Raw genomic sequence first — 16,922 nt, 5'->3', positions numbered from 1 at the left:
TGGAGGCGGAAGGGGTGGTCACCGGGTCTGCCGGTTCCGGAGCGCGACGCGCTCGATGAGTGCCAGGGACTGCACGAAGACGATGCCGGCCGCCGCCGCGACCAGGACGGCCGCGTACAACTTCTCGGGGCCGTTGGAGTAGTAGTAGGCGAAGGTGAGGATGGCCCGGCCGATGCCCCGGCCGGTGCCGGCGGAGAGTTCGCCGACGATCGCGCCCACCACGCTCGCGGTCGCCGCGAGGCGCAGGCCGGCGAAGACGAAGGGCAGCGCCGCGGGCATCCGCAGCCACCCGAGTACCTGCCAGCGGCCGGCACCGACGCTGCGCATGAACTCCAGTTGGACCTTCGGCGGTGACTTGAGACCGCGCAGGGTGTTGATGGTGACCGGGAAGAAGGCGAGGTAGGCGGCGATGCCGGTGACCGCCACCCAGGGCGGTGCGCCGGCCTTGCCGCCCCAGATCACGATCATCGGTGCGATGGCCACCAGCGGGACCGTCTGCGACGCCACGAGCCAGGGCATCAGCCCCTTGCTCAGCGGCACCACGTTCAGGAAGAGGACGGCGAGCAGCAGGCCGAGCGACGCGCCGGCCACCAGGCCGTAGAACGCCTCGCGCAGCGTCACGCTGGTCTCGCCGAGCAGATAGACGCCGAGCGTGGTCGGGTCGCCGCGTCGGGCCGGTTCGACGAGTGCGCCGAGGATCGTCCACACGTGCGGCATCGACAGATCGTCGGTGGCGACGGGGAAGGCGATCCGGGTGCCGGGCACGACGTCGCCGACGGCCCGGCCCAACGCCTTGTAGCCCTCCCAGAGGCCGGCGAGCGCCGCCACCACCAGGACGGCTCCGGCCGCGTTGCGACCGCTCCTGCTCGCGGCGGCCAGTCGGGCGTTTCGGCGGCGTGGTGTCGGCGGGTCCACCTGACCGGCGGGTCCGCCCTGGGCGGCCACCGCGGCGGTGGTCGTTCTTGTCACGGTCATGCAGGCACTCTCCGAATCCCTCGGAAGCGTCGTCTGGCGTGGGATCCGCCGGCTTCCCCCGCCCGGATCGGATCACTCAGTGAACTGGTGGTTCACCATAGGAGCGTGAGCGAGGCCACGTCAACGGTTCGGAGCCGCCCTCAGATCACGATTTACGACCTTGTAACCCGCGCCCACCTGCGGATACCCCGATCCGGGCAGACGTCCACCACCCGCCGCCACGCAGAGCGACGCCACGGGCACCACGCGTGCCAGCGCTCGTCGTCGTCCGCACGGCGACGAGGCGTCAGGACGGTGCGGAGGCCGGGCCGCCAGTCCCGGAACGCGTCCGGGCACACCCGCACACCGTCCGGACACACCCGCTCATCGTTCGGGTGGCGTACCGTCCCCGGTTCGTCCCGGCGGGGCGGTCGGCACCGCGTCCGGCCCGTCGATCGGCGCACCGGTGGGTGCACCCGACCCCACGCCCACCGTCGGCGTGACGGGCGCGGCGAAGGTCACCGGGGCGTCGAACGCGGCCCGGCGGGCGGCCCGGCGCAACGCGGCCAGCACCGCCGGTCCGACCAGGACGATGGCGACGGCGGTGGTGACCGCCCGGCCGGTGTCCCAGCCGAAGGTGGAGGTGACGGCGGTGAAGACCGCGAAGCGGTGCAGGTTCTCCAGCACCGGCGCACCGGCGACGTACGAGAGCTGGGTGTCTGCGCCGACGCTGAACGGCCAGAACCAGAGGTTCATCAGCAGCCCGTACGCGTAGGCGGCGACCGCGCCGTACCCGGCCAGCACGGCGATCTCGGCCCGGCCCCGCAGCCGGGACGGCAGCAGCCCCGCGCCGAGCCCCAGCCAGGCGGCGGCCAGCATCTGGAACGGCAGCCAGGGTCCGACCCCGGCGGTGAGCAGCGCGGAGGCGAACAGCGAGATGGCACCCAGCAGGAAGCCGAACCCGGGCCCGAACACCCGACCGGCCAGCACCAGCAGGAAGAACACCGTCTCGATCCCGGCGGTGCCGGCACCCAGCGGGCGTAACGCGGCGTTGACGGCGGCGAGCACGCCGAGCATCGCCAACGCCTTGCTGTCGATGCCGCCCGAGCTGAGTTCGGCCAGGACGAGGGCGAGCAGGACCGGCAGGACGACGATGAAGACCAGCGGCGCCTCGGTGGTCCGCGCCGTCGCCTCCGGCTGGGCGGGCACGAAGAACGGCCAGGCGAAGGTGGCGAACGCGGCGACCGAGGCGAGGGTCAGGATGACAGCCGTACGCGGAGCGACCCGCAGCACGCTCATCGCGTCACCTCGGCGCGGGCCAGTGCCGAGGTGACCTGGTCCACCGTCAGCCAGGGCTGCGGGGCCAGGACCTTGGCGACCTGGGGCGCGAACGCCGGTGAGGCGAGCATGACCTCGGCGGCGGTGCCGTCGGCGACGATCTCGCCCTGGGCCATCACCACCACCCGGTCGGCGAGGGTGGCGACGAGTTCGACGTCGTGGGTGGCGACCACGACCGCCCGGCCCTGCGCGGCCAGTCGACGGACCACGGTGGCGAACTGCCGCTTGGCCCGGTAGTCCAGCCCCCGGGTGGGCTCGTCGAGCAGGACCACCGGCGGGGCGGCGGTGAGCTGGACCGCGAGCGCGAGGGCCAGCCGCTGCCCCTCCGACAGGTCCCGTGGGTGCCGGTCGTCCGGCAGCCCGGGGGTGAGGTGGTCCAGCAACTCCCGGCAGGTCCCCTCGGGCACCTCGGACTCCCGGTCGGCCTGGGCGCACTCGGCGGCCACCGTCTCCAGATAGAGCAGGTCGCCCGGGGTCTGCGGGACCAGACCGACCCGGCGGCGGGCCCGCGCGGCGGACAGCGCCTTCGGATCGGTGTCGCCGTCCGGGCCGGGCACGGTCACCGTGCCGCCCTGGCGTGGGCCGCTGCCCTGCACCGCCCAGAGCAGGCTCGACTTCCCGGAGCCGTTGCGGCCCATCAGCGCGACGACCTGGCCCGAGTGCAGGTCGAGGTCGACACCGCGCACCGCCACCGTGCCCGGGTACCGCACCGCGACGCCCCGCGCGGTCAGCGCCGGTACGCCGTCCGGCACCGGCGCCGCCGGTGGGGGCGACGCGTCGGCGAGCCGCTGCCGGAGGTCGCCCGCACGACGCCGGGCGTCGCGGACGGAGAGCGGCAGGGGTGTCCAGCCGGCGACGCGGCCCAACTCGATCAACGGCGGGGCCAGCTCGATGCCGGCGAGCACGGCGTCCGGTGGCCCGTCGACGACGGTGCCGTCGCCGGGCAGATAGAGCAGCCGGTCGGCGTACTGCACGACGCGTTCCAGCCGGTGCTCGGCCACCACCACGGTCACGCCGAGGTCGTGGACCAGGCGGGTGACGGCGGCCAGCACGTCCTCGGCGGCGGTCGGGTCCAGCGCCGAGGTCGGTTCGTCGAGCACCAGCACCTGCGGATGGCTGGTGAGGACCGCGCCGATGGCGACCCGCTGCTGCTGCCCGCCGGAGAGTGTCCGCAGCGGACGGTCCCGCAGCTCGGCGATGCCGAGCAGGTCGAGGGTCTCCTCGACGCGCTTGCGCATGACCGGCGCGGGTAGCGCGAGTTGCTCCATGCCGTAGGCGAGTTCCTCCTCGACGGTGTCGGTGACGAAGCCGGCGAGCGGGTCCTGACCGACCACGCCGACGACGTCGGCGAGATCGCGCGGCGGATGTGCCCGGGTGTCCCGGCCGTGCACGGTGACGGTGCCGTACAGGGTGCCGCCGGTGAAGTGCGGCACCAGCCCGTTGATCGCCCGCAGCAGCGTCGACTTGCCGGCTCCGGTGCGCCCGGCGACCAGGCACAGCTCGCCCTCCGGGATGTGCAGGCGGACGTCGCGCAGCATCGGCTCGCGGCTCTCGGCGTACCGGACGGTGACCCGGTCGAAGTCGATCATCGGTGCGCCTCCGGCTGGGCGGTGTCGCGAGGCGACGTGTGGTCGGTGCGGCCGCTCGCCGCCGCTGGCACGGGCAGCGGTCGCGCGGCGGGGTTCGCCGTCGGTGCCGGTGGGGCCAGCCAGCCCGGCGCCACGGCCACCAGCACGGCGAGCACCACCAGGGGCGTCAACTCCGGCCAGGTGAGCGGGCTGACCGGCGGGTAGAGCCGCTCCGGGTCCACCGTGCCGGCCAACGTCATCACCGCAGCGGTGGCCAGGCCACACCCGGCGACGGCCAGCTCGGCCAGCCGCCACCGGTCGGGGCGGTAGCGACTACGCCGCACCTGACGCCCGGCCAGCAGCATTCCGACCACCGCCGTGGCCAGCCCGGCGAGCAGCATCGGCAGACCGAGATAGCCGGGCACGGTCGCGTCGAGCAGGCCGTACGTGCCGACGCAGACACCGACCAGCCCGGTGAGCACCAGGGCACCGGTGAGAGCACGCCGACCGGCCGGTACGGCGGCGGTGCGCCCGTAACCTCGCGAGTCCATCGCCGCCGCCAGGGCGAGGGACCGGTCCAGGGCGTCGGCCAGCACCGGCAGGGCGATGCCGCGCAGGGCGCGCAGACCGTGCCCGGGCGCACCGCGCAGTCGGCGGGCACGGCGTACCCGCAGCACGCTCTCGACCAGTTGCGGGGCGACCGACAGGGCGACCACCACCGCCGTGCTGACCGCGTACAGGGCGCCGGGCACGGCCTTGAGCAGCCGCTTCGGGTTGGCCAGGGCGTTGGCGGCACCGAGACAGATCAGCATCGTGGCCAGCCGCAGCCCGTCGTAGAAGCCACCGAGGAGTTGTTCGGCGGCGACCGGCCCGAACAGCCGGATACCGGCCGCCCAGGCGGGCAACGGGATCTCCGGCAGGTGGAGCAGGACGTGGTCGCCCTGACCACCGCCGAAGACCAGGCGGAACAGCACCCGCATCGCCACGATCACCGCACCGAGCACCAGGTACATCCGGAACGCCAACGCCCAGGGGGCGTCGCCGCGACGACGGACCACCACCAGCGCCGCCGCAGCGACGATCATCGCCAGCGGCAGCGGGTTCGTGGTGTGGCTGGCCGCCGTCGCCAACCCGAGCGCCCAACACCACCAGGCGCCCGGATGCAGGCCGCGCGGCAGCCGAGAGGTCCCGGCGGTCCGAGCCCCGGACCGCACCGACAGCCGAGCGGACGGGCCGCTGTCGACGACGGCCCGGTCACTCATCCGGTGCGGCGGTGCGCCGACGACGCGCCGCGAGGACACCACCGCCGACCAGTGCGACCAGCAGGAACAGCCCGGCCAGGGTGCCCAGCGGCAGGCCGTCGCCGTCCCGGGCTCCGGTGACCTCGACCGGCGGGAGCGATCCCGTCGGGTCGGTCGGCGGCGCGGGCGCGGCACCCAGGGGCGGGACGGCGCTCGCCGACGGCGGCACCTCCGGCGGCGGACCGGACGCGTCGCCGGTCGGCGCGACCGGGGCCGAGGCGGCGGGCGTACCGGCCGCACCGGTCGGGACGCCGACGCCGGGCGCCACGGGTGCGCCTGCGGCCGGCGGCGGGGCGGCGGGCGGCGGGGCACCCGGCGGTGGCGGGGTGGGTGCGGGTGGCGGCGGTGCCGGTGCCGAGGTGCGGGGCGGCGGCGGTGCCGGTGGTGTGGTGCGCGGCGGTGGTGCCGGCCGGTTCGGTGCCACCGCAGGCCGGGGCGCGTTGTCGGCGCTGCGGTTCAGCGAGAACGACCAGCCTTCGAAGCTGCCCGCCGGTGGCTTGCGGTTGAGCACGCCCCGGTCGCTGTACGTCCAGGAACCGCCGTCCGGCGCGTGCCAGTACGACCAGTAGGCGCTGGCCGGTGGCGTGTCGACGCACTTCTCCGTGGCGGTCGAGGGTTTGCCCTCGATCCGGCAGATGAAGCCCTCGCCCCAGCGCAGGGTGCCGGCGATCTGGAACCCGGCGTTCTTCAACGCGGCCAGACCGGTGGCCTGGTCGCCCGGGGCGCAGCGGACCACCACCCCACCGCCGAGTTCCTTGAAGTCGACCACCACGGTCACGCCGTTGGCGTCCGGGCAGTGGCCGGCGCGACCGGCGGCCTGTGCGGGAGCCGCGCCGAGGGCCGTGCTCGCGGCGGTCACCGCGAGCACCACTGCCGCGCGGACCGTCCGGCCGCTCATGTGGCCCGCCGACGGCCCAGCACCAGCAGCACCGCTCCCCCACCGACGAGCAGCAGCGCGGTGAGCACGTACCCGCCGATGGCCACGCCGGTGGTGGGCAGGCGTCCCGGTCCCCCCGCGACCGGGCTGGTGCTCACGGTCGGTGTGGCGACCGGCGTGGCCGGCGTACCGCTCGGGGAGGCGCTCGGCGTCGGGTCGACCGTCGGCGGATCGGTCGGCGTCGGTGGCGTGCTCGGCGTCGGTGACGCGGTCGGTGTGGGCGAGCCGGTGGGCGTGGGCGACGCGCTGGCCGACGGGGTGGGGCCGCCGGTGGGCGGCGGGTCGAGACCGATCCGGCCGAGCGGCACCTGGGCCAGGCCGAGCAGCGCCTGGGCGGTGGCGCGACGCCACTGGTCGCGGAGGTTGTCGGTGATGCCCGCGCCGACCGCCTCGGTCAGCGCGTCGGTGTTGTAGGCGATGGCACCGGCCTCGGTCGCGGCGGCACCGCCGTTGCCGGTGGTGAGCTGGAGTGCCGCCAACGCCTCGGCGGCCCGGGTCGCCTCGCTGTCCCGACCCGCCGCGGCCAGGGCCTGCCCGGCGAGGCCGGTGCTGTTGGAGTTGGCGCCACTGGTCGGCCCCGAGCCGCCGAACGACCCGTCGGTGCGTTGCTGTGCCGCCAGCCACTGGGCTCCGCGCTGGGCGGCGTCGTCCGCGCCGTCGGCGTCGCTGGCCAGCAACGCCTGGACGGCCATCGCGGTGGAGTCGACGTCGAGCGTGGCGTTGCCCTGCGCGTCGCAGCTCGCCGACGGTGCGCCGTCCGCGTCGGGATAGAGCCGGAAGCCGCCGGCCGCGCACTGCTGCCGGACCAGGAAGTCGACCGTCTCCTGCGGTGCGCCGCCGCTGCGGGCCAGCCCGAGGACGGCGAAGCTCTGGTCAAAGGTGTTGGACGGGTCCTGACCGGACGCCTCGGTGGTGCGGCTGGTGATCCGGCCGTGCTGGTGGCCGGTGTCCGCGCCGGAGACCAGCGACAGGGTCTCCGCGCGCAGGTCCCAGCCGCCGAAGTCGGTCGGGTCGCCACCGGCGGCGGTGGCGGCGTAGAGCAGCTTGGCGGTGGCCCCGCCGTCGGTGAAGCCCTCGATGCCCCAGTCGTCGTAGCTGTTGTACGAGCGCACGTTGGCGGCGATCTGTGCGGTCGCCGTCTGCCGGGTCGACGGGTTGACGCCGGTGGCGGCGAGGGCGAGCACGCCGTCGATGGTGAGGCCCCAGTCGGCGCCGCCGAACGGCCCGGGCAGGACACCGTCGGCGTACTCGCCGGCAAGCCAGCGCGCGGCGTCCCCGGCGGCGGCGGTGTGGGTCGCGGTCGGTGCGGCCACCCCGCCCAGCGGTGTGGCGACGACGACGGCGAGCGCGGTGGCGGTGGCGGCGCCGAGTCCGGCGCCGACGCGCCGGAGCGAGCAGGAGAGCATGAGGGGTGCCTTTCGCAGAGCGGTCGGTGAAAGCTCCGGAAGGCACCGGCGGCATCCCGTACACGTGGTCGCGACGAGGTGCCGAAAGTCGGCTGGCCGGACTCCACCCTGTAGACCTCGACAGTGGAAGCCGCTCGTCCGATTCGGGGCATTCCGGCTCGCGAGACAGTGCTCGCTCACGGTTGCGGGTCAGCGCCGGCTTCGACCGGCTTCCCCCCGAACGGGACGCATTCAGTTGTGGCCCGGCACGCCGGGTGTCGACACCGTACCGCCCGGTCGCCCTGTGGCGCCAGACGGCGTCGACACCCGGCGGGCGCGGGACCCGTCAGGCTATCCGCAGGTCAGGGGGCGGTGATGCTGGGTGCCGTGCCGGTGCCGAAGGACCATCCCTCGACCGTTCCCGGTGCCGGGTTGTAGCTGGTCGCGCCCAGCGTGCTGTAGGTCCAGGCCGCACCGCTGCCGGAGGCGTGCCAGTAGGACCAGTACGCGCTGGCCGGCGGGGTGTTCACGCAGGGCTCGGTGGCGGCGGTCGGCTGACCGTTGATCCGGCAGATGAACGCCAGGCCCCACCGCTGGGTACCGGTCACCGCGAAGCCCGCGCCCTGGAGGGCGGCCAGCCCGGTGGCCGGGTCGCCGAGCGCGCACGCCACCTGGACGCCGCCGCCGAGCGGACCGTAGTCGACCACGACGGTGACCCCCGTCGTGCCGGTGCAGGCGGCGGCGTGGGCGGCGCGCGGCGACGGTTCGACGGCGATCAGGCCGAGCGCGACGACGGCCGCTGCCAACAGGCCGGCGAACCACCGGCGGACGGGACTCTGGACATGGGACATGGGCACTCCTTCGGCTCGGGGAACGGGGATCGGTGTGCGGATCAACGGCAGGGCAGGGTGGGTGCGCCGGTGGCGGCACCGGCAGACGAGAGCCGCGCGTACCCGGTGCCGGTGACACCGAGGACGGCCTGGGCGGTGGCGCGGGTGGCGGTGCCCGGGTCGAAGGTGCCGCCGTCGAAGTCGACGGCCCCCCGGTCGGCCGTCGGCGCGGCGCAGCCGACCTGCAACCCGGTCAGGAAGACCCGGGCCCGCAGCCAGGCCACCGGCCGGCCACCGTCGCGCAGCGCCTGCGCCGCCAGGCCGGTGCTGTTGGCGTTGGCGATCCCGTCGGCGTTGACGAACCCGCCGTCGACCCGCTGCACCGACACCAGCCAGCGCAGTGCTGCGGCGGCGTCGGCGTGCCGACCGGCGGCCCGCAACGCCTGCGCCGTGAGGGCGGTGGCGTCCACGTCGGAGCTACAGACCGGCTGCGCCGGCAGCACCGGGTAACCACCGTCCGGGCACCGGGTGCCGACCAGCCAGCCGGCGGCCGACGGGGGCACTCCCGCTGCGGTCCGGCGCAACGCGAGGATCGCGAAGGACTGGCTGAACGCGTTGCTGTAGTCGCCCCACGCCGACCGGTCGGTGAACCGGCCGTCGGGCGCCTGCAACCCGCGCAGCCGGGCGACCAGGTCCACCCCGCCGACGTCGGTCGGGTCGCCGCCGCGTACCGCCACGGCGAGGGCGAGCTTGGCGGTCGCGCCCGCGTACGCCTCGGTGGTGCCGTCGCCGACGTAGCCGTCGCGGACGTCCGGCCGGGTGACCCAGGCCAGCGCCGACGCGCCGAAGTCGTCGGCCGTGCCGGCGGCGGCGAAGGCGAGGACCGCGTCGAGGGTCAACCCCTGGTCCGGGTACGCGACGCCGTCGAAGACGGTCTCGAATCGTTCCCCGTCGACCAGTTGGCGGGCCAGCCAGCCGGCGGCCGCGTCGGAGCGGACGCCGCCCACCTGGGCGGGCGCGGCGATCGCCGGGCCGGTGAGTGTCAGGGTGAGGGTGAGGGCGGCGAGTACGCCGCAGAGGAGGGTGAGCGGGCGGTACCGGCTCGGGCGGACGACCATCGGGCGCGCCTTTCCGGCCCGGCGGTCGTCAGGAACCCGGCCCGCCCGTCAGGACGTGGCTGGCCGGCCTCCGACCCGTGGGCCACGACGGGTGAGGAGCAGGGACTCGCGGGCACGTCGGGTATTCGGGCTCGCCACCGGGGTAACCCCCGGCGGCCTACCGTTGCGGGCCAGCGCCGGACTTCGACCGGACTTCCCCCACACGTGACCGCGGCTGTGCAATTGTCGGGCCAGTCTGGTCGGCCCCCACTTCGCTGTCAATGTGCGATCGGCCGCATGCGGTACGTCACCACGGCACCGCAGCGCCCTCGACGCCGCGACGATCGACATCGGCCGGAGGCGCGGTCCACGAACCAACCTCGCCCATTCATCAGATCAAATCACCGTCGAAAGTTGCGCCTGGATCACCAACTGACCAGGAAAGCGCCACAGCGTTGACATACATATGATGAATATCGTAACTTTCCAGTGATCGGCTTCGATGACTGGGCCTCCCGCTCCTTCGGCGGACAGCACCTCCCGGTGAGTCGAGTCGTCGTCGCGTCGGTGCCGTCGGTGGCGAGGAGAGACCGCAGATGTCTGATCCAGAGGGACCGTCCGTTCGTCGCCGTCTGCTGCTCGGTGGCGGCCTGGGAGCCTTCGGCGCGATCGCCGCGCCGTGGTCGGGCGGCGCATCCGCTGCCGCACCCGAGGCGGGCGCGGCAGCGGCCTGGGAGGATCCTCCCAACGGCTACCCGGAGTGGAACAACAACATTGGGATCTTCCAGGTCAACGCCCAGCCACCACACGCGACACTGATGCCCTACGGGGACCTCCAGCAGGCGCTGAACGCGGACCGCACGGTCTCGCCGTACCGATTGAGCCTCGACGGCACCTGGCGCTTCCAGCACGTCCTGCGGCCGGCGGACCGCGACCTCACCTTCCACCGCACGGACGTCGACGACAGTTCCTGGCGCACGATCCCGGTGCCCGCCAACTGGCAGCAGCACGGCTACGACTTCCCGATCTACACCAACATCGCGTACCCGTGGTGGGGTGGCACCGGCTTCGACGAGGCTCGCACCCCGCCCTTCGTGCCGACCCAGTTCAACCCGGTCGGGCAGTACCGCCGGACCTTCCAGGTGCCCGCCGGATGGCAGGGGCGACGGGTCCACCTCCACTTCGAAGGGGTCAAGGCCGCCTTCTACGTGTGGATCAACGGCACCCGGGTGGGCTACCGCGAGGGCTCGTACACCCCGGCCGAGTTCGACGTCACCGACCACCTCCGCACCGGCGCCAACCTGATCGCGGTCGAGGTCTTCCGCTTCCCGGACGGGGACTGGCTGGAGGACCAGGACATGATCCGGCTCTCCGGCATCTTCCGGTCGGTCCACCTCTACTCACTGCCGACCGTGCACCTGCGCGACTTCACCATCCAGACACCACTGCGCGACGGCTACACCAACGCCGACCTCGTGGTCGCGGCCAGCCTGCGCAACAGCGGCAGCCAACCGGCCGGGACCTACACCGTCGAGACCCAGCTCTACGACCAGAACCAGCAACCGGTCTGGCCGGATCCGCTGCGCACCCAGATCGCCGTCGGCGCGGTCGCACCCGGACAGGACGCGACCGGCCGGGGCAGCCGGGCGGTCACGGCACCCCGCCTCTGGTCGGCCGAGTACCCGAACCTCTACACCGCCGTCCTCCAGCTCCGTGACCCGTCCGGCGCGGTCGTCCAGACCGTGTCGACCCGGGTCGGCTTTCGGGAGTTCGCGATCCGGGACGGCCTGATCCGGGTCAACGGCAGACCCGTCTCGATCCGAGGCGTCAACCGGCACGAGATCGACACCGACCGGGGCGCGGCGCTGACCCGGGCGGACATGGTCCGCGACATCCGGGTGATGAAACAGCTGAACATCAACGCCGTCCGGACCGCCCACTATCCGAACAACCCGACCTTCTACGAACTCGCCGACGAGTACGGCCTGTACGTGATGGACGAGGCGAACCTGGAGACGCACGGGGTGATGGGCAGCTACCCGGCCTCCCGGACGGACTGGACCGCACCGGTCATCGACCGGGCGAGCGCGATGGTGCACCGGGACAAGAACCACGCCTGCGTGGTGATCTGGTCCCTCGGCAACGAGGCGGGCGCGGGCAGCAACTTCGTCACCATGCGCAACTGGATCCGGGCGGCCGACCCGACCCGGATCATCCAGTACCAGGGCGACAACCGGCCTGAGGTCAGCGACCTCCGGGTGGAGGGGTACGAGTCCCTGGCCCGCACCGAGCAGCGTGCCCGCGACGCCGACCCTCGGCCCTACGTGTCGCACGAGTACGCCCACTCGATGGGCAACTCGACCGGCAACCTGAAGGAGTACTGGGACATCTACCGGCGCTACCCGATCCTGCAGGGCGGGTTCATCTGGGACTTCGCCGACGAGGCACTGCGCCGACCGGTCCCCGGCGGCAGCGGCGCGACCTACCTGTCGTACGGCGGTGACTGGGGTGACCGCCCCGACTTCGAGGGCAACTTCTGCGGCAACGGCATCGTCGACGCGGACCGCCGGCCGGGCGGCAAGGCCGTCGAAGTCAAGCAGGTCTACCAGGCGATCAACGTCGCCGCCGGGGCCGACGTCAGCACCGGGTCAATCCGGATCACCAACGAGTACCTCTTCACCAACGTGAACGCGTTCGAGGGGCGCTGGTCGCTGCTCGCCGACGGCCAGGTGATCCAGAGCGGCAGCCTCACCGCGCAACAACTCGACGTCGCGCCACTGTCGACCGGGACGGTGCAGGTGCCGATCCAGCGCCCGAGCGCCATCGCACCCGGGGCGGAGCACTTCCTCCAGTTGTCGTTCCGGCTGCGGACGTCGACGGTCTGGGCCGACGCCGGGTTCGAGGTGGCCAAACAGCAGCTGGCGGTCGACTTCGGCAGCCCGCCGGTCCAGCCGGTCCCGGTCACCGGCGTGCCGACGCTGACCGTGTCGGAGACGACCGCCGCGGTCACCGTCAGCGGCACCGGCTTCGCGGTCACCGTCGCCAAGGGGACCGGGCTGATCAGCTCGTACGACGCGTTGGGCATGCGGCTGCTCAACTCCGGCCCGACGCCGAACTTCTGGCGGGCGCCGAACGACAACGACCGGGGCAACGGCCACCCGACCCGCAACGCCACCTGGCGCCGGGCGGGCGCGAACCGGACGGTGACCGGGGTGGTGGTGACCCGCCTCTCCGACCGCGCGACCCGGATCACCGTCAACGGCACGCTGCCGACCAGTACGGTCTCGACGTACACCACGACGTACACGGTCTTCGGCAACGGTGAGATCAGGGTCGAGCAGACGCTCCGGCCCGGCTCGGCCGGGCTGCCGTACATCCCCGAGGTGGGGACGATCCTGATGCTGCCCGCCGCGTTGGACCGGTTCCGCTACTACGGTCGCGGTCCCCAGGAGAACCACTGGGACCGCCGGACGGGCTCCGACGTCGGCCTCTACCAGTCGACCGTGGCCCAACAGTGGACCAGTTACCTGCGACCGCAGGAGAACGGCAACAAGACCGACGTGCGGTGGGCGGCCCTCACCGACAGCGCCGGCCGGGGCCTGCTGGTGACCGGCGACTCGCTGGTGGAGGTGAACGCGTCGTACTTCACCCCGGAGGACCTGTCGGTCGGGGTCCGGCACGACTACCAGTTGACCCGACGCCAGGAGGTGGTGCTGCGGGTCAACCACCGGCAGATGGGTGTCGGCGGCAACGACAGCTGGGGCGCGCACACGATCGACGCGTACAAGATCCTTCCGGACCGGACCTACACCTACGGCTACCGGCTGCGGCCGCTGCCCGACGTCGCCCAGGCGATGACCCTGTCCCGGCAGCCGGTCGGCGAGGTCACCGGAGGTGGACCGGTGCAGCCGGGAGTCCACTACCGCCTCGTGGCCCAGCACAGCGGCAAGACCGCGGACGTCAACGCCAACTCCACCGCGCCGGGGACCGCGCTCATCCAGTGGCCGATCGGCACCGGGTCGAACCAGCAGTTCGACTTCGTGACCGCGGACGGCGGTCACTACCGGATCCGGGCCCGCCACAGCGGGCTGGTGCTCCAGCCCGCCACCACCGCCAGTGGCGCCGACATCGTCCAGCAGGTCGACACCAACACCGCCGCACAGCAGTGGCGGCTCGTCGACCACGGCGGTGGCGTGGTCAGCCTGGTCAACCGGCAGACCGGCCTGGCCATGGACGTGTACGCGGCGTCCACCGCCGACGGGGCCCGCATCTGCCAGTGGGCCCTCTCCGGCAACCCCAACCAGCGCTTCCAGCTCCAACGGATCGCCTAGAGACCTCGCTCCTCCCAGGAGCCTCGATCGGAGCGGCTCCGGTGTCGGTGGGGGTGGTTATCGTCCGCGAATGACCGACAACGACCTCATCGCCTCCCCGACGCTGCCGACGGCCGAGGAGGAGGACCGCTTCTGGGCGCTGGTGGAGCAGGCGTGGGCCGCGCTGGGCCCGGAGCCGACGGCCCTGCGTCGCGCCCTGGTCGGCCGCGACCCCGCACACGACGACGGGTACGCCATCGACCGGTGGCTCGACCCGTTCGTCACCGAGCTGCGCCGACTCGCCGCCGACCTGCCCCGCACCGAGCTGGTCGCCCTCGACCGGGTCGTGGAGCGCAAGCTGTACGACATCGACCGCGCCGACATCCACGAGATCACCGACGGTTCCGACGACGGCTTCCTGTACGCCCGTGGGTACATCGTGGCGCTGGGCCGGGAGTTCTATGAGGCGGTCAAGGCGAATCCGGTGACGGCGGTGCCCGACGCCGGCTGCGAGGGCTTCTGCTACCTCTTCTCCCACCTGCATCACGAGCGGTTCGGTGACTGGCCGGACACCGGCTCGGGGATCAGCCGGGAGTCGTGCATGAATCCGGCCGGCTGGGCCGACGCGTAGCTCCCGGGTCGACACGACCAGGGCGCCGCCGGACCGGCGTCGCCTGTGAAGTATGTTCGGTTCGACTCGCTCAATGCCACACACACGCTATCGGCGTATGCACATAAGTGAGCAGACGATCTCTCCCGCGACCGGCACCGTAGTGCTGCCCGATGTCGCGAGGGAGGTGATTTTCATGAAGAAGCTCACGGTTCGCCGGCTGGAGTCGGTGAAGACCAGCGCTGTCGCCGCTGCGTGTGTCGTCTCCTGACGGTGACACACCTGAAGGCCGGCACCCGGACGGCAACTCCGGGTGCCGGCCTTCAACGACCCGGATGAGATGAGCGAAAAGGACGACTGACCATGGCCGGCTACCCACCAGACACACTTGTCCGTGTGCGCCCGTTCGACCACCGAGCGGAGGGCGACACCGTCATCATCGGCGACGTCGAGCGACAGGTGTTCCTGTCGATCCCCGCCGAAGGGCTGGATCTGCTCCACTCGCTGGCCGCCGGGAACTCGGTGGGCGAGGCGGTCCGCCAGTACGAACAGAAGTACTCCGAGACGCCCGACATCACCGACTTCCTGGACGCGCTGGGCGACGAGGGTTTCGTCGAGGTCGACGGCGAGGCCGCCGCACCCAGCCCCGCCCCGGCCCCCGCCCCGGCCGCGACGTCCCGCCCCCGGCGCAGTTGGAGCCTGAACTGGCTCAGCCCGACGGTGGCCCGCCGCATGGTCAGCCTCCCCGTGCTGCTGCTCTGCGTCCTGATCATCGCGGGTGGCGTGTACCTCGCCGCGGACGATCCCGACCTGCTGCCGACGCCCGGTGAGACGCTGCTGTTCCCGATCCACTTCGCGGCGCTGACCTGGGCGACGTTCATCCTCACCCTGGTCGGGGTCGCGATCCACGAGGCCGCGCACATGGTCGCGGCACGGGCGGCGGGCGTACCGTCGCGGCTCGTCATCGGCAACCAGATGTACATCCTGGTGGTCCAGACCGACATGAGCACGATCTGGATGGCGCCGAAGCGGCAACGCTTCGTCGCGTTCATCGCCGGAACCCTGGTGGACGGCGTGCTCGCCTCGTCCTTCGTCTTCGCCCTCTGGGCGGGCCGGCAGGGCTACCTGCAACTGCCGGAGTGGGGCGCGCTGCTGCTCACGGCGCTGCTCTTCACGTACCTGGTCCGGATCATCTGGCAGACGTTCCTGTTCCTGCGGACCGACGGCTACTACATCGTCGCCACCGCGCTCGGGTGCCGGAACCTGATGTCCGACACCGAGGACTACCTGCGCAACCTGGTCGCGCGGATGGTGCGGCGCACGCCCCGGGTGGACCAGTCCGGGCTGCCCCGGCGGGAGATGCGCGTGGTGCGCTGGTACGCCCTGGCGTGGATCGGCGGGCGCCTGATGGCCCTGCTCACCCTGATCTTCGTCGGGATCCCGCTGCTGTGGGGCTTCATCTACCAGTTCCTGCTCTTCGTCTCCGGGCAGGACTCCATGATGGGGTCGTTTGACTTCGTCACCATCGCGGTGATCAGCTTCCTGCTCGACGGCGGCGGACTGCTGCTCTGGGGACGCAGCCTCTACCAGAACGCGCGGGAGCGACGTCGCCGGCACGACGTCCGGTCGGCCCGGGAGCAGGCCCGCGCGGCCACCCCGAGCACCGCGACCCCGACGGTCGTGGAGCCGAGCGGCCGGTAACGACCACTCGGTCGTCTCCTCCGGCTCCCGCCTACGCAGGCGGGAGCCGGAGGCGTACCGAACGCCGGCAGGTGGACTGCCGCTCAGGCGACGGCGTCGGGGCGGCCCAGTCGGCCCGGCCCCAGGCCCATCCGTTCCATCAGGTAGTCGACGATCAGGCGCGGGTCGGCGTGGATGGCGCCGCACGGCGTCTTTCGGATCATCCCGCGCTCGGTGAAGCGTTGCAGGAACAGCCCGACCCGGGAGCGGGTCGTGCCGATCATCGCGGCGTAGTCCTCGTGGCGCAGCTTGAGGCCGATGCGGATGCTCCGGCCGGACGCGGTGCCAAACCCCTGCGCCAGGTCGAGCAGTCGCATCGCCAGACGCGCCTCGCAGTCGGATGTGGTGTGTTGTAACAGCAGCGATCGGTGCCGGCGCGCTTTCAACATCTGGCTGCGCAACCACACGTCGCAGATGTTCGCCTCGTCGAGCAGGTCCCGCATGACGACGTTGTCGAGCACGATCAGATTCGTGTCGACCACGGCGGCGGGAATGTACTGGTTCGGCATTCCGGGAAGCGAGTCCTCGCCGAAGTACTCGTTCTTCGACAACATGTCGATAATGGTCCGGCGACCGGTCGGAGAATAGTGCTCCAGGAATATCGCGCCACTGTCGATGAAATAGACACGACCGTCCGCGCCGTCCGTCTGCAACAGCTCGCCGGCCGCGAGCGCGACCCGCCGGGCCGCCACGGGGTGTGCATAGAGAGCGGATCGCACGCCCTTCATCAGGCGGAGCGTCAGCTCGGATCCGCGCGGCACGAGCATGTCGTCCAGGACACTCGTGGCGGTCCGCGTGCTGGCCAGGGTCATCTCCGTTCACCGTCCCGATGTCTCGTCAGCGCGGTGGGTG

Annotated in this window: 12 protein-coding genes and 1 riboswitch; of the genes, 3 read left to right on the top strand and 9 right to left on the bottom strand. The window is 72.5% G+C overall.

Annotation, left to right across the window (positions count from 1 at the left end; all coding sequences use genetic code 11):
* Window positions 1-18 precede the first annotated feature (18 nt).
* The 8 genes from ACWDVW_RS11080 to ACWDVW_RS11045 all read right to left on the bottom strand — a co-directional run bounded on the left by ACWDVW_RS11080 (window position 19) and on the right by ACWDVW_RS11045 (window position 9,431).
* Window positions 19-975: an ABC transporter permease gene (locus ACWDVW_RS11080; protein WP_350696998.1), complete on the bottom strand. Its 957-nt coding sequence runs from the start codon at window positions 973-975 to the stop codon at window positions 19-21.
* 363 nt (window positions 976-1,338) lie between these two features.
* Window positions 1,339-2,253, bottom strand: coding sequence for an ECF transporter S component (locus ACWDVW_RS11075; RefSeq protein ID WP_449946863.1), 915 nt, complete (start codon window positions 2,251-2,253; stop codon window positions 1,339-1,341).
* The gene (locus tag ACWDVW_RS11070; protein ID WP_449946861.1) at window positions 2,250-3,881 is read right to left on the bottom strand and encodes an ABC transporter ATP-binding protein; all 1,632 of its coding nucleotides are present in this window, start codon (window positions 3,879-3,881) and stop codon (window positions 2,250-2,252) included. The genes ACWDVW_RS11075 and ACWDVW_RS11070 overlap by 4 nt, the downstream gene beginning before the upstream one ends.
* Window positions 3,878-5,122 (bottom strand): CbiQ family ECF transporter T component, encoded by a 1,245-nt coding sequence (locus ACWDVW_RS11065; RefSeq protein WP_449946859.1) that lies wholly within the window; start codon window positions 5,120-5,122, stop codon window positions 3,878-3,880. Before ACWDVW_RS11065 ends, ACWDVW_RS11070 begins: the two co-directional genes overlap by 4 nt.
* Window positions 5,115-6,059 (bottom strand): hypothetical protein, encoded by a 945-nt coding sequence (locus ACWDVW_RS11060; RefSeq protein ID WP_449946858.1) that lies wholly within the window; start codon window positions 6,057-6,059, stop codon window positions 5,115-5,117. Before ACWDVW_RS11060 ends, ACWDVW_RS11065 begins: the two co-directional genes overlap by 8 nt.
* Window positions 6,056-7,504, bottom strand: a complete 1,449-nt coding sequence (locus ACWDVW_RS11055; protein ID WP_449946856.1) for a cell wall anchor protein — start codon at window positions 7,502-7,504, stop codon at window positions 6,056-6,058. Before ACWDVW_RS11055 ends, ACWDVW_RS11060 begins: the two co-directional genes overlap by 4 nt.
* Before the next feature lie 341 nt (window positions 7,505-7,845).
* On the bottom strand, window positions 7,846-8,340 hold the full coding sequence (locus ACWDVW_RS11050; protein WP_396747244.1) for a hypothetical protein: 495 nt from the start codon (window positions 8,338-8,340) through the stop codon (window positions 7,846-7,848).
* Window positions 8,341-8,375: 35 nt separating this feature from the next.
* Window positions 8,376-9,431, bottom strand: a complete 1,056-nt coding sequence (locus ACWDVW_RS11045) for a peptidase (RefSeq protein WP_449946853.1) — start codon at window positions 9,429-9,431, stop codon at window positions 8,376-8,378.
* A 99-nt stretch (window positions 9,432-9,530) separates the two neighbouring features.
* Window positions 9,531-9,659, bottom strand: a riboswitch (cobalamin riboswitch).
* 347 nt (window positions 9,660-10,006) lie between these two features.
* Between ACWDVW_RS11045 and ACWDVW_RS11040 the strand changes: the two genes are divergently transcribed.
* From ACWDVW_RS11040 to ACWDVW_RS11030, 3 genes are all read left to right on the top strand, one after another.
* Entirely contained in the window at window positions 10,007-13,741 is a 3,735-nt protein-coding gene (locus ACWDVW_RS11040) for a glycoside hydrolase family 2 TIM barrel-domain containing protein (RefSeq protein WP_449946851.1), read from the top strand.
* Window positions 13,742-13,811: 70 nt separating this feature from the next.
* Window positions 13,812-14,351: a DUF4240 domain-containing protein gene (locus tag ACWDVW_RS11035; RefSeq protein ID WP_449946849.1), complete on the top strand. Its 540-nt coding sequence runs from the start codon at window positions 13,812-13,814 to the stop codon at window positions 14,349-14,351.
* A 375-nt stretch (window positions 14,352-14,726) separates the two neighbouring features.
* On the top strand, window positions 14,727-16,031 hold the full coding sequence (locus tag ACWDVW_RS11030) for a hypothetical protein (RefSeq protein WP_449946847.1): 1,305 nt from the start codon (window positions 14,727-14,729) through the stop codon (window positions 16,029-16,031).
* Between the two features lie 83 nt (window positions 16,032-16,114).
* Here ACWDVW_RS11030 and ACWDVW_RS11025 read toward each other — a convergent pair whose 3' ends face one another.
* Window positions 16,115-16,882 (bottom strand): Crp/Fnr family transcriptional regulator, encoded by a 768-nt coding sequence (locus tag ACWDVW_RS11025; RefSeq protein WP_449946845.1) that lies wholly within the window; start codon window positions 16,880-16,882, stop codon window positions 16,115-16,117.
* Window positions 16,883-16,922 lie beyond the last annotated feature (40 nt).

The organism is Micromonospora sp. NPDC003241 (genome assembly GCF_053589795.1).
The sequence above is the reverse complement of the archived record's forward strand: the minus strand, read 5'-3'. Positions and strand labels throughout refer to the sequence as shown.

Bases quoted from the DNA above. Each gene is read 5' to 3' on its own strand.
- ACWDVW_RS11080 (WP_350696998.1), bottom strand. From the start codon at position 975: ATGACCGTGACAAGAACGACCACCGCCGCGGTGGCCGCCCAGGGCGGA.
- ACWDVW_RS11075 (WP_449946863.1), bottom strand. From the start codon at position 2,253: ATGAGCGTGCTGCGGGTCGCTCCGCGTACGGCTGTCATCCTGACCCTC.
- ACWDVW_RS11070 (WP_449946861.1), bottom strand. From the start codon at position 3,881: ATGATCGACTTCGACCGGGTCACCGTCCGGTACGCCGAGAGCCGCGAG.
- ACWDVW_RS11065 (WP_449946859.1), bottom strand. From the start codon at position 5,122: ATGAGTGACCGGGCCGTCGTCGACAGCGGCCCGTCCGCTCGGCTGTCG.
- ACWDVW_RS11060 (WP_449946858.1), bottom strand. From the start codon at position 6,059: ATGAGCGGCCGGACGGTCCGCGCGGCAGTGGTGCTCGCGGTGACCGCC.
- ACWDVW_RS11055 (WP_449946856.1), bottom strand. From the start codon at position 7,504: ATGCTCTCCTGCTCGCTCCGGCGCGTCGGCGCCGGACTCGGCGCCGCC.
- ACWDVW_RS11045 (WP_449946853.1), bottom strand. From the start codon at position 9,431: ATGGTCGTCCGCCCGAGCCGGTACCGCCCGCTCACCCTCCTCTGCGGC.
- ACWDVW_RS11040 (WP_449946851.1), top strand. From the start codon at position 10,007: ATGTCTGATCCAGAGGGACCGTCCGTTCGTCGCCGTCTGCTGCTCGGT.
- ACWDVW_RS11035 (WP_449946849.1), top strand. From the start codon at position 13,812: ATGACCGACAACGACCTCATCGCCTCCCCGACGCTGCCGACGGCCGAG.
- ACWDVW_RS11025 (WP_449946845.1), bottom strand. From the start codon at position 16,882: ATGACCCTGGCCAGCACGCGGACCGCCACGAGTGTCCTGGACGACATG.